Here is a 12,084-nt window from a genome sequence, read left to right as displayed (position 1 = left end):
CCCGTTCGAAAGCAGCCTCACCATGTCCAACGCCAGAGCCACCCACCTCACCCGCCGCGGCATCCTCGCCGCGGGCGGCGCCCTCGGCCTCGGGGCCGTGCTCGCGGCCTGCGGTGACGACGACGCGAAAAGCGGTGGCTCCGGCGAGGAGACCGCCGCCGCGAAGAAGTCCGGCCCCTGGACGTTCAAGGACGACCGCGGCACGACCGTGAAGCTCGACAAGATCCCCGCGAACATCGTCGCCTTCACCGGCGTCGCCGCCGCCCTCCACGACTACGGCATCTCCGTCAAGGGCGTCTTCGGTCCCACCAAGACCGCCGACGGCAAGGCCGACGTCCAGGCCGGCGACATGGACATCTCCAAGGTGGAGATCCTCGGCAACGTCTGGGACCAGTTCAACGTCGAGAAGTACGCCGCCCTCGCCCCGGACGTCCTCATCACCACGATGTTCGACGACGCCGGCACCCTCTGGTACGTCCCGGCCGCCTCCAAGGACAAGATCGCCAAGCTCGCCCCGAGCGTCGGCATCTCCGTCTACGACCGGCAGATCACCGAGCCGCTGCAGCGCATGTGGGAGCTGGCCGAGTCGCTCGGCGCCGACATGACGGCCGCCACCGTCACCGACGCCAAGAAGAAGTTCGAGGCCGCCGCGACCCGGCTTCGCGCCGCCGCCAAGGCGAAGCCCGACATCAAGGTGCTGGCCGGTTCCGCCAGCCAGGACATCTTCTACGTCTCCGGCACCAACCTCTCCATCGACCTGGAGTACTTCAAGGCTCTCGGCGTGAACTTCGTCGAGCCGCCGGAGAGCGCCAAGAAGGAGGGTGGCGGCTGGTACGAGTCGCTGAGCTGGGAGAACGTCGACAAGTACAAGGCCGACATCATCATGATGGACGACCGGTCGTCGACCATCCAGCCGGCCGACATCACCGAGGCGACCTGGAAGAAGCTCCCTGCCGTGAAGGCCGGGCAGGTCATCGCCCGGTCGCCGGAGCCGATCCTGTCGTACGACAAGTGCACGCCGCTTCTCGAGACGCTCGCCGAGGCGCTTGAGAACGCGAAGAAGGTCAGCTAGTCGCTGACGCCGGTGGGGAGCTGCGGGCCCGTCGTGGCCGGCCGCGCAGTTCCCCGCGCCCCTCAAGGCAAAGCCCTGCCCCCTGCTGACTCAGGAGCGCACCCCTCATGACCACCGCCGTCGCCGCACCGTTCCGCTTCTTCTCCCTCACCGTCGTGAGAACGCGGCGACTGGGGCCGTCGCTGCTCCGGGTCACCTTCGGCGGCGAAGAGCTGCGGGAGTTCCACTCCCACGGATGCGACCAGTCTCTGTCCCTCTTCATTCCGGCCGAAGGACAGACCGAGCCGCACGTCCCCGTCGAACTCGGCGACGGCTGGTGGCAGGCCTGGCGTGAACTCCCGGACGAGGTAAGGGCGGTCATGCGCTCGTACACGCTCCGCGCCCTGCGCCGCGACCCCGACGAGATCGACATCGACTTCGTGCTCCACGGCGTCGAGCCCGGCGCCGAAAGGCAGGCCGGCCGAGCCACCCCCGCCGGCCCCGCCTCCCGCTGGGCCGCGCAGGCCGCCCCCGGTCACCGCGTGCTGCTCCTCGGTCCCGCCCTCGCCGACAACCGCGCCATCCGGTTCCGGCCGCCGCAGGGCACCGACCTCGCCCTCGTCTGGGGCGACGAGACCGCCGTACCGGCCGTCTCCGCGATCCTCGAAGCCCTGCCGGCCGGCACCCGCGCCCGGGTCTGGCTGGAGGTGCAGCACGCCGCCGACATCCAGGACCTGGCGACCGAGGCGGACGCCGAGATCACCTGGTTCGTGCGGGACCAGCAGGGCACAGAAGGCACGGACCGCACCGACCGCACGGACCGCACGGACCGCACCGAAGGCTCCCCCATGGCCCTCGGCGCCATCCGGGACGCCCAACTGCCGTCCGCCGAGCGGCCGTACGTGTGGATCGCCGGTGAGTCCGGCCGCGTGAAGCAGCTGCGCCGGCACTTCGTCGGCGAGCGCGGCATCGACCGCCGAAGCGTCACCTTCGTCGGCTACTGGCGTCAGGGGATGACGGAGGAGCAGCTCCGCGCCGCCGGGTGACCCACCGCCGGGACATGACCGCCGTACACCTCAACTCGCTTGGTGTGCGGCGGTACTTGCTGCCCTGGGAGGGACAACTGCGGCCGGAGTGACCGTAGTCACGGCCGGTGCCATGTTTAATCCAAGTTACTTAGGTTAGGCTAACCTAAGTAATCGAAGCGAGACCCGTCCGCACCACCCTCGCGAACGTGAAGCGACATCGCGTCCCCACCCCCGTCCGCCCCGCACGGACTGCTCCCCACCGGAGGACCCCCACCATGCGCTCGCACCTGCTCAACGACACGACCGCGGAGCAGTACCGCCGCTCCGTGACCGAAGGCATAGAGCGGGTGGCAGCCAAACTCGCCGCCACCGACCGTCCGTTCACCGGTGTCACCGTCGACGCCCTCGCCCCCGCCATCGACGCGATCGACCTAGACAAGCCGCTGCACGACACCGGCGCCGTGCTCGACGAGCTGGAGGACGTCTACCTCCGCGACGCGGTCTACTTCCACCACCCCCGCTATCTCGCCCACCTCAACTGCCCGGTCGTCATCCCGGCCGTGCTCGGCGAGGCGATCCTCTCCGCGGTCAACTCCTCCCTGGACACCTGGGACCAGTCGGCCGGCGGCACCCTCATCGAGCGCAAGCTCATCGACTGGACGACCGCCCGCATCGGTCTCGGCCCCGCCGCCGACGGCGTGTTCACCTCCGGCGGCACCCAGTCCAACCTCCAGGCGCTGCTGCTGGCCCGGGAGGAAGCCAAGACGGACACCACGGCGAAACTCCGCGTGTTCGCCTCCGAGGTCAGCCACTTCAGCGTCAAGAAGTCCGCCAAACTCCTCGGCCTCTCCCCCGACGCCGTAGTCAGCATCCCCGTCGACCACGACAAGCGGATGCAGACCGTCGCCCTCGCCCGCGAGCTGGAGCGCTGCCGTCGCGACGGCCTCGTCCCGATGGCCGTCGTCGCCACCGCCGGCACCACCGACTTCGGCTCCATCGACCCGCTGCCCGAGATCGCCGCACTGTGCACGCAGTACGGCGCCTGGATGCACGTCGACGCCGCCTACGGCTGCGGCCTGCTCGCCTCCGTGAAGTACCGCGGCCGGATCGACGGCATCGAGCGCGCCGACTCGGTCACCGTCGACTACCACAAGTCCTTCTTCCAGCCGGTGAGTTCGTCGGCCGTCCTGGTCCGTGACGCCGCCACCCTGCGGCACGCGACCTACCACGCCGAGTACCTCAACCCCAAGCGCATGGTGCAGGAGCGCATCCCCAACCAGGTGGACAAGTCCCTGCAGACCACCCGCCGTTTCGACGCCCTCAAGCTGTGGATGACGCTGCGCACGATGGGTGCCGACGGAATCGGGCAGCTCTTCGACGAGGTCTGCGACCTGGCCGTCGAGGGCTGGAAGATCCTCGCCGCCGATCCGCGCTACGACGTCGTGGTCGAACCCACGCTCTCCACCCTCGTCTTCCGCTACATCCCGGCCGCCGTGACCGATCCGGCCGAGATCGACCGCGCCAACCTCTACGCCCGCAAGGCCCTGTTCGCCTCCGGCGACGCGGTGGTCGCGGGCACCAAGGTCCAGGGCCGCCACTACCTGAAGTTCACCTTGCTCAACCCCGAGACGACGACCGAAGACATCGCCGCCGTCCTCGATCTGATCGCCGGCCACGCCGAGCAGTACCTGGGAGAGTCCCTTGACCGCGCGTCCTGAAACCCCGACCACGGCCCCCGCCGACGTGTACGACCTCGTGGGCATCGGGCTCGGCCCGTTCAACCTCGGCCTGGCCTGCCTCACCGAGCCCATCGCCGAACTCGACGCCGTCTTCCTGGAGTCGAAGCCCGACTTCGAGTGGCACGCGGGCATGTTCCTCGACGGCGCCCACCTCCAGACGCCGTTCATGTCGGACCTGGTCACGCTGGCCGACCCGACCTCGCCGTACTCCTTCCTGAACTACCTGAAGGAGAAGGGCCGGCTGTACTCGTTCTACATCCGCGAGAACTTCTACCCGCTGCGCGTCGAGTACGACGACTACTGCCGCTGGGCGGCCAACAAGCTGAGCAGCGTGCGCTTCGGCACGACCGTCGAGCGGGTGACGTACGAGGAGGAGCTGTACGTCGTGACGACCACCGCCGGCGACACCTACCGCGCCCGCCACCTCGTCCTCGGCACCGGCACCTCCCCCCACCACCCGGACGCCGTGCGCGGCCTGGGCGGCGACTTCTTCCACAACTCCCGCTACATGCAGCACAAGGCGGAGCTCCAGAAGAAGGAGTCGATCACCATCGTCGGCTCCGGGCAGTCCGCCGCCGAGATCTACCACGACCTCCTCACCGAGATCGACGTCCACGGTTACCGGCTGAACTGGGTGACGCGCTCGCCGCGCTTCTTCCCCCTCGAATACACCAAGCTCACGCTGGAGATGACCTCCCCGGAGTACATCGACTACTACCGGGAGCTGCCCGAGGCCACCCGCTACCGGCTCACCGACCGGCAGAAGGGCCTGTTCAAGGGCATCGACGGCGATCTCATCAACGAGATCTTCGACCTGCTCTACCAGAAGAACCTCGGCGGCCCCGTCCCCACCCGGCTGCTCACCAACTCCGCGCTGACCGGCGCGACCTACGAGAACGGGACGTACACCCTCTCCTTCCGCCAGGAGGAGCAGGAGAAGGACTACCAGCTCCAGACGCAGGGGCTGGTCCTCGCCACCGGTTACCGGTACGCGGAGCCCGCGTTCCTGGCCCCCGTCAAGGACCGGCTGCGCTACGACACGCAGGGCAACTTCGACGTCGCCCGCAACTACTCGATCGACACCACCGGCCGCGGCGTCTTCCTCCAGAACGCCGGTGTGCACACCCACAGCATCACCTCGCCCGACCTGGGCATGGGTGCGTACCGCAACAGCTACATCATCCGTGAGCTGCTCGGCACCGAGTACTACCCGGTCGAGAAGACGATCGCGTTCCAGGAGTTCTCCGTATGACCACCCCCCGCACCTTCACCTTCCGCCCGCTCGACCCGCTCAAGGACGCCGAGCTGCTGCACGGCTGGGTCACCCACCCCAAGGCCGCGTTCTGGATGATGCAGGACGCGAAACTGGAGGACGTCGAGCGCGCCTACATGGAGATCGCCGCCGACGAGCACCACCACGCGCTGCTGGGCCTCGACGAGTACGGCGCCCCCGTCTTCCTGATGGAGAAGTACGACCCCGCGCACCGCGAACTGGTCGGTCTGTACGAGCCGTTGGCCGGTGACGTCGGCATGCACTTCCTGACCCCGGCCACGGACAAGCCCGTTCACGGCTTCACCCGGGCCGTCATCACCGCCGTGATGGCCCACCTCTTCGAGGACCCGGCCGTCCAGCGGGTCGTCGTCGAGCCGGACGTCTCCAACAAGGCTGTCCACGCCCTCAACGAGGCCGTCGGGTTCGTGCCCGAGCGGGAGATACAGAAGCCGGAGAAGACGGCGCTGCTGAGCTTCTGCACGCGGGAGCAGTTCGAGAAGGCGGTGGCGGCATGAGCTTCACCGACTCCGTCGCCCATCTCTCCCCCGAGCGCTGGGAGAAGGCCAACCGCCTCCTCGTCCGCAAGGCCCTCGCCGAGTTCGCGCACGAGCGGCTCATCACGCCGGAGGCCACCGCCGACGGCCGCTTCGAGGTCCGCAGCGACGACGGCCTGACCCGCTACGGGTTCACCGCCGTCCGCCGCGCCCTCGACCACTGGCAGGTCGACGCCGACTCGATCACCCGTCACCGGGACGGCGTCGACCTCCCCCTGGCCGCGCTCGACTTCTTCATCGAGCTGAGGTCGGCACTGGGTCTGAGCGACGAGATCCTGCCGGTCTACCTGGAGGAGATCTCCTCCACCCTCTCCGGCACCTGCTACAAGCTCACCAAGCCGCAGATCCCGGTCGCCGAACTGGCCAGGAGCGGCTTCCAGGCCATCGAGACCGGCATGACCGAGGGCCACCCCTGCTTCGTCGCCAACAACGGGCGGCTCGGCTTCGGCATCCACGAGTACCTTTCGTACGCCCCGGAGACGGCGAGTCCGGTCCGCCTGGTGTGGCTGGCCGCGCACCGGTCGCGCGCCGCGTTCACGGCCGGCGTCGGGATCGAGTACGAGACCTTCGTGCGGGACGAGTTGGGCGAGGCCACCGTCGAGCGCTTCGACGCGGTCCTCACCGGCCAGGGGCTCGACCCGGCCGACTACCTCCTCATCCCCGTGCACCCCTGGCAGTGGTGGAACAAGCTCACCGTCACCTTCGCCGCCGAGGTGGCCCGCAAGCACCTGGTGTGCCTGGGCGAGGGCGACGACGAGTACCTGGCCCAGCAGTCCATCCGGACCTTCTTCAACCGGTCGAACCCTGGGCAGCACTACGTGAAGACGGCCCTGTCCGTCATCAACATGGGCTTCATGCGCGGCCTTTCGGCGGCGTACATGGAGGCGACCCCGGCCATCAACGACTGGCTCGCGCACCTCATCGACAACGACCCGGTGCTGAAGTCGACGGGCCTGTCGATCATCCGCGAGCGGGCGGCCGTCGGCTACCGCCACCTGGAGTACGAGGCGGCGACCGACCGCTACTCGCCCTACCGCAAGATGCTGGCCGCGCTGTGGCGCGAGAGCCCGGTGGCCTCCCTCCAGGACGGCGAGTCCCTGGCCACCATGGCGTCCCTCGTGCACGTCGACCACGAGGGCAACTCCGTCGCGGGCGCCCTGATCGAGCAGTCGGGTCTGCCCCCCACCGCATGGCTGCGCCGCTATCTGACGGCGTACTTCACCCCACTGCTGCACAGCTTCTACGCCTACGACCTGGTGTACATGCCGCACGGCGAGAACGTGATCCTCGTCCTGAAGGACGGCGTGGTGGAGCGCGCGATCTACAAGGACATCGCCGAGGAGATCGCCGTCATGGACGTCGACGCGGTACTGCCGCCGGCGGTCGAGCGGCTGCGCGTGGACGTGCCCGAGGACAAGAAGCTCCTGTCGATCTTCACGGACGTCTTCGACTGCTTCTTCCGCTTCCTCGCCGCGAACCTCGCCGCCGAGGGCATCCTGGCGGAGGACGACTTCTGGCGTACGGTCGCGGACGTCACCCGCGAGTACCAGGCCTCGGTGCCCGAACTCGCCGAGAAGTTCCGGCAGTACGACATGTTCGCGCCGGAGTTCGCGCTGTCCTGCCTCAACCGCCTCCAACTGCGCGACAACAAGCAGATGGTGGACCTGGCGGACCCGGCGGGCGCACTCCAGCTGGTCGGCAACCTGACGAACCCCATCGCGGGGTTCTGACCGGGACAGGCGGGCGCCCCGGGGTACGGTCCCCCGGGGCGCCCGTCAGCATCTACCGTGCGGGCCAGGGCACTTGGGGCGACCGGTAGTAGTCGATCCCCAGCGCCTCCCACCGCGGCCCCTGCGCCGCGAGCCGCACCCGGTACGCCTCCCAGTCGTGCGTGGCGGCCGGCGACCAGCCCAGCTCGGCCACGCCCGCCAGCCTCGGGAAGGCCATGTACTCGACGTCGTCGGACGTCACGATCGTCTCCGTCCACAGCGGCGCCTCGACCCCCCGGACAGCCGCGGCGGGCAGCCCCGGCAGATAGTCGCCCGGATCCCAGTCGTACGACCGCCGTACCTCCACCAGCCCCGCCCAGTCCTGCCCCAGCGGGGTGTCCGCGGTGTACTTCATGTCGAGGTAGACCCGGTCGGCGGGCGACAGGACGACTCCCGTCCCGTTCCGCGCGGCCTGCGCCACCTGTTCCTTCTCCGCGGCACCGGTGTCGTCCAGCCCCCAGTACTGCGCGAGCGCGCCCTTCGCCGGGGTGGCGCCGGTGAGCTGATGCCAACCGACCACGGTCTTGCCGTACTTGGCGACGATCGGCTGCACCCGGTCCATGAACGTGACGTAGTCCGCATGGCTGGTGGAGTGCGCCTCGTCGCCGCCGATGTGCAGATAGCGGCCGGGGGTGAGCGCGGCGAGCTCCCGGATCACGTCGTCGACGAAGTCGTACGTGCGGTCCTTGCCGACGCACAGCGAGCTGAAGCCGACCTCGGTGCCGGTGTAGAGGGGCGGCGCGACGCCGTCGCAGTTCAGCTCGGCGTAGGAGGCGAGGGCGGCGTTGGTGTGGCCCGGCATGTCGATCTCGGGGACGACCTCCAGGTAGCGGGCGGAGGCGTACCGGACGATCTCCTGGTAGTCGGCCTTGGTGTAGAAGCCCCCTGGGCCGCCGCCGACCTGCGTGGAACCGCCGTACGCGGCGAGGCGCGGCCAGGAGTCGATCGCGATGCGCCAGCCCTGGTCGTCGCTGAGGTGCAGATGCAGCTTGTTGACCTTGTAGAGGGCCAACTGGTCGATGTACCGCTTCACTTGGTCCACGGTGAAGAAGTGCCGGGAGACATCGAGCATGGCGCCGCGCCAGCCGTACCGCGGGCTGTCGGTGATGGTGCCGCCCGCGACGAGCCAGGGCCCCGGCTGCACGGAGTCCTTCTCGACGGCGGCGGGCAGGAGCTGGCGCAGGGTCTGGACGCCGTGGAAGAGACCCGCGGGCCGGGCGGCGGTGAGGGTGACGCCCGTGGCCCCGCTGTCGAGCCGGTAGCCCTCGGCGCCGAACGCTCCCTTGGCCAGCCGGAGTCGGATGCCGTCGCGGCCGGCCCCGGTCAGGGGCAGCGGGTAGCCGGTCGAGGGCCGCAGGATGTCCGCGAGGTACGCGCCGACCTGGCGGGCCTCACGGCCGCCGTCGACCCGGATGCGGGTGTCACGGGTGATGCGGTACGGCGCTCCCGCGGGCCGGACCGAGGCGGGGGCGGGAACGACCTCGCCGAGCGACCGTACGGCCTCCGCCCCGGACTCCGCAGTGGTACTCGTGCTGGTCTCCATCCTCGTCCTCGTCTCCGGCTCGGGCGCCGCTCCCGCGGCGATGGTGCCCGCCGCCGCCACCAGCAGCAACGAGCCGAGCAGTCGGGCGGTACGGGGAGTTGCTCTGTGGTGCGGTCTCACATCTGGCTCCCTTCACCCTGAATTGGTAGAGACCACCTTGCCACGCGGACCGCCACCGCCCCAGACCCGAATGCCAGACTTGCCCCATGGCGGAAATCATCCAGAAGGACGGCACCTGGGCCTTCGACGGCGACGCCCTGCGCCTGACCCCGGGACGCGACAAGAACGTCAGTCTGCTCCGCAGGACATTGGGTGAACTCGTCGTCCCCCTGGGCGCGTTGGCGGGGATCTCCTTCGAGCAGGGCCGCCGGGCGGGGCGGCTCAGGCTGCGGCTGCGCGACGGCGCCGACCCGCTGCTGCACGCCACCGGCGGGCGCCTCACCGAGCCCAACGACCCCTACCAGCTCATCGTCGAGTCCGACCGCTACGGCGTCGCCGAGTACTTCGTGGACGAGGTCCGTGAGGCCCTGCTCCTCGACCAGGTCCCGGCGACCCCGGTGACCGAGTACCTCCTGCCCGGCCCGGCCGTCCCGCTGTCGGTCTCCGCGGGCGACGGCACCGCGACCTTCGACGGGGAGCGCGTCCGCCTGGAGTGGAACTGGAAGACGGAGGACGCCAAGGCCGCCGCCGGCATCCGCACCCTGCCCCTCACCGACGTCACCGCCGTGGAGTGGCTCCCGGCGGTCGGCCTGGACAACGGCCACCTCCGCTTCATGGTGCGCAACGCGCCCACCGAGGCCCCGGCCAAGTACGACCCCAACTCCGTGGAGCTGTGGGGCTTCAAGAAGGACCCCCTGATGGCCCTGATCGCGGCGGCCGTCCAGGCCAGGCTCCCCCACCCGGCCCGGACGGCGGCCGTCGACGTGCACAAGACCCCCGACCGGCGACCGGAAACGCCTTCCCTCCCGGTCGCCGCCCCCGCCGAGGACGGCCACGACGCCCTCCTGCGCCGCCTGCGCGAGCTCGGCGAGCTGCGCCGCACGGGTGTGCTGACGGAGGAGGAGTTCACGCTGGCCAAACAGGCGATCCTCAAGCGGATGTAACGCCCGTGCCAGTCTGTCTACTTGGCCTTGCGCGCCACCGTGAAGTGATCGATCCGGTCGCCGGTCTCGGCGATGCCGGACACCTTCAGCCTGGCGTAGTGCCCGCGCGGCGCCGGTTCCACGTCCACCCGCAGGAACGAGTAGTTGAGGTACCGCACCCGGGACCAGGTGACGGTCTCGTTGACCTTGCCGTCCTTGGTGTTGACGAAGGAGGCGACGGAGTCGACCTCGTTGAGGTGCCCTTCGTAGGAGTCCGGCGCGCTGAACGCGTACAGACTGCGCCCCGCCGCACCGGCCGTCACGTACACGACGCCCTCGGTCTCGGGGTACGCGGTCTCCCCGATCGGCAGCTTCTTGACGACCTTGTCGCCCTTGATGACGTCGGTCCGCTCGTACTGGTGGTTGTGGCCGTTGATGACCAGGTCCACGGTGTACTTCTCGAACAGCGGCACCCACTCCTGCCGTACGCCGCCCTCCGAGGCGTGCGCGGTGGAGGTGCAGTAGGCACAGTGGTGGAAGAAGACGATGACGAAGTCGATGTCGGGCCGGGCCCGGAACTTCCTCAACTGCCCCTCGAACCACGTGGTCTGCGTCCCGCCGGAGAGGCCGAGGTTGGCGGGGATCTCGTACGACACGTCGTTCGGGTCGAGCGAGATGATCGCGGTGTTGCCGTAGACGAAGGAGTAGACGCCCGGGAGGTGCTTCTTGTCCGGCCCGTTGTCGGGGAGCGTGAAGCGGGCCTCCTCGCCGCCGTAGCCGTTGGGCGAGTACCAGGCCTCCATGTCGTGGTTGCCGTAACTCACCATCCAGGGCACGGACTTGGCGACCGACTCGGTCTGGGCGAGGAACTGGTCCCAGGTGCGCGAGTCGAAGCCGGTGTCGCCGGCCTTGCCCTGCCCGGCCGGGTCGCCGTAGGCGATGTCGCCGGCGTGCAGGTGGAAGACCGGGTTCTGGCCGAGGATGAGGCTGTCGTTGGCGAGCGCGTGGTAGCTGACGCCCTGGTCGCCGAAGGCGGTGAAGGTGAACGGGGTCTTGTGGGCGGGGGCGGTGGTGAAGGTGCCGAGGGTGCCGGCGAGGTGCGGGGCGGCCGGGTCGAAGCCCTGGTGGCCGACGCCGTAGTAGTACGTCCTGCCGGGCCTGAGGTGGGTCAGCTTGGCGTGGACGTAGTACTGCGTGTGATCGGCGCTCGCGCCGACGCCCGCCGGGGTGTAGAGGGTGCGGACCTCGGCCTCGATCTTGCGGGAGAGGTCCCAGGGGTGGACGCCGACCCGGATGAAGGGCTTCTTCACCGCGACCGGCACCTGCCAGGAGACGGTCATCTCGGTGCGCGGGTCGTTGCCGTAGGCGAGGTGGCGGCCGAAGGGGGCCACGAGGGCCCCGTCGACGGTCTCGGTGCGCGGAGCGGCCATCGGCGTGGCCTGGGCGGTGGCGCCGGGCACGAACGCGCCACCGGTGACGGCGCCGAGCGTGACCGCGCCGCCCCTGATCATCGTGCGCCGGGAGAATCTGGCGCGCAGGTACTCGTGCTGCTCGGCCATGCTCATGCGGTCGGCGAGCTGCTCGGGTACTCCCATGCGAGGAATGTCCATGACGACCGAAACTCGTCCCCTCAGGCAACGAGATGCAAGACGCCGGGTGGCCAGGTCACGAACACGGCCTCATAAGAGATTCAATGTTGTTCTAAGAGTTTCTCCCAGCGCCCTGCCCGATATCGGGCAGGATTCTTGCAAGGCCGCCCCCGATACCCCAGGATCTACCGAGTGCACGACGACCTTGTTGATCACCTGACCCGCACCACGCCCCTCCAGCGGGGCGAGGCGCTGCGGGTGATCCAGGACGTGCTCGCCTACTTCGACGAGACGACCGAGATGTACGTCCGTCGCCGCCACCGCGAGCTCCAGGCCCAGGGCCTGGTGAACGCGGAGATCTTCGAACGGATCGAGGCGGACCTGAAATACCGGGCGGTGGCCCCGCCGGAGCTCACGCTCCGCCAGCTGCGCCGGATCGTCTACGGCTAGGAATAC

At 69.3% G+C, this 12,084-nt stretch carries 10 protein-coding genes; 8 read left to right on the top strand and 2 right to left on the bottom strand.

All coding sequences use genetic code 11. The features are described from left to right. Positions 1-22: 22 nt before the first annotated feature. From DI272_RS31875 to DI272_RS31850, 6 genes are all read left to right on the top strand, one after another. A complete protein-coding gene (locus DI272_RS31875; RefSeq protein WP_109501157.1) occupies positions 23-1,072 on the top strand; it encodes an ABC transporter substrate-binding protein in 1,050 nt (349 codons plus the stop codon). A 107-nt stretch (positions 1,073-1,179) separates the two neighbouring features. Beyond that, the gene (locus DI272_RS31870; RefSeq protein WP_109498629.1) at positions 1,180-2,097 is read left to right on the top strand and encodes a siderophore-interacting protein; all 918 of its coding nucleotides are present in this window, start codon (positions 1,180-1,182) and stop codon (positions 2,095-2,097) included. Between the two features lie 257 nt (positions 2,098-2,354). Then, on the top strand, positions 2,355-3,797 hold the full coding sequence (gene desA / locus DI272_RS31865) for a lysine decarboxylase DesA (RefSeq protein WP_109498628.1): 1,443 nt from the start codon (positions 2,355-2,357) through the stop codon (positions 3,795-3,797). Next, on the top strand, positions 3,781-5,070 hold the full coding sequence (locus DI272_RS31860) for a lysine N(6)-hydroxylase/L-ornithine N(5)-oxygenase family protein (protein ID WP_109498627.1): 1,290 nt from the start codon (positions 3,781-3,783) through the stop codon (positions 5,068-5,070). The genes desA and DI272_RS31860 overlap by 17 nt, the downstream gene beginning before the upstream one ends. Continuing rightward, the gene (locus DI272_RS31855) at positions 5,067-5,606 is read left to right on the top strand and encodes a GNAT family N-acetyltransferase (RefSeq protein ID WP_109498626.1); all 540 of its coding nucleotides are present in this window, start codon (positions 5,067-5,069) and stop codon (positions 5,604-5,606) included. The genes DI272_RS31860 and DI272_RS31855 overlap by 4 nt, the downstream gene beginning before the upstream one ends. Next, on the top strand, positions 5,603-7,375 hold the full coding sequence (locus DI272_RS31850; protein ID WP_109498625.1) for an IucA/IucC family siderophore biosynthesis protein: 1,773 nt from the start codon (positions 5,603-5,605) through the stop codon (positions 7,373-7,375). Before DI272_RS31855 ends, DI272_RS31850 begins: the two co-directional genes overlap by 4 nt. A 52-nt stretch (positions 7,376-7,427) precedes the next feature. Here DI272_RS31850 and DI272_RS31845 read toward each other — a convergent pair whose 3' ends face one another. Then, positions 7,428-8,957, bottom strand: coding sequence for a beta-N-acetylhexosaminidase (locus tag DI272_RS31845; RefSeq protein ID WP_375138124.1), 1,530 nt, complete (start codon positions 8,955-8,957; stop codon positions 7,428-7,430). A 206-nt stretch (positions 8,958-9,163) separates the two neighbouring features. Here DI272_RS31845 and DI272_RS31840 point away from each other — a divergent pair, with 206 nt between their 5' ends. Beyond that, positions 9,164-10,060 carry a DUF4429 domain-containing protein gene (locus DI272_RS31840; RefSeq protein ID WP_109498623.1) on the top strand — a complete coding sequence of 299 codons (897 nt, stop codon included), beginning with the start codon at positions 9,164-9,166 and terminating at the stop codon, positions 10,058-10,060. Between the two features lie 17 nt (positions 10,061-10,077). Here DI272_RS31840 and DI272_RS31835 read toward each other — a convergent pair whose 3' ends face one another. Next, positions 10,078-11,634, bottom strand: coding sequence for a metallophosphoesterase family protein (locus DI272_RS31835; protein ID WP_109498622.1), 1,557 nt, complete (start codon positions 11,632-11,634; stop codon positions 10,078-10,080). A gap of 186 nt (positions 11,635-11,820) precedes the next feature. On the opposite strand from DI272_RS31835, the gene DI272_RS31830 reads away from it, so the two are divergent. Further along, positions 11,821-12,078, top strand: coding sequence for a hypothetical protein (locus DI272_RS31830; RefSeq protein WP_109498621.1), 258 nt, complete (start codon positions 11,821-11,823; stop codon positions 12,076-12,078). The last annotated feature ends 6 nt before the right edge of the window (positions 12,079-12,084 follow it).

The sequence above is a fragment of the Streptomyces sp. Act143 genome, from assembly GCF_003143935.1.
Classification (GTDB): domain Bacteria; phylum Actinomycetota; class Actinomycetes; order Streptomycetales; family Streptomycetaceae; genus Streptomyces.
Note: the sequence above shows the minus strand (reverse complement) of the source record. Positions and strands in the feature narration are given on the sequence as shown.

Coding starts and splice junctions, on each gene's coding strand:
- DI272_RS31850 (WP_109498625.1), top strand. CDS start 5,603: ATGAGCTTCACCGACTCCGTCGCCCATCTCTCCCCCGAGCGCTGGGAG.
- DI272_RS31875 (WP_109501157.1), top strand. CDS start 23: ATGTCCAACGCCAGAGCCACCCACCTCACCCGCCGCGGCATCCTCGCC.
- DI272_RS31840 (WP_109498623.1), top strand. CDS start 9,164: ATGGCGGAAATCATCCAGAAGGACGGCACCTGGGCCTTCGACGGCGAC.
- DI272_RS31855 (WP_109498626.1), top strand. CDS start 5,067: ATGACCACCCCCCGCACCTTCACCTTCCGCCCGCTCGACCCGCTCAAG.
- DI272_RS31870 (WP_109498629.1), top strand. CDS start 1,180: ATGACCACCGCCGTCGCCGCACCGTTCCGCTTCTTCTCCCTCACCGTC.
- DI272_RS31845 (WP_375138124.1), bottom strand. CDS start 8,957: ATGGAGACCAGCACGAGTACCACTGCGGAGTCCGGGGCGGAGGCCGTA.
- DI272_RS31835 (WP_109498622.1), bottom strand. CDS start 11,634: ATGGGAGTACCCGAGCAGCTCGCCGACCGCATGAGCATGGCCGAGCAG.
- desA (WP_109498628.1), top strand. CDS start 2,355: ATGCGCTCGCACCTGCTCAACGACACGACCGCGGAGCAGTACCGCCGC.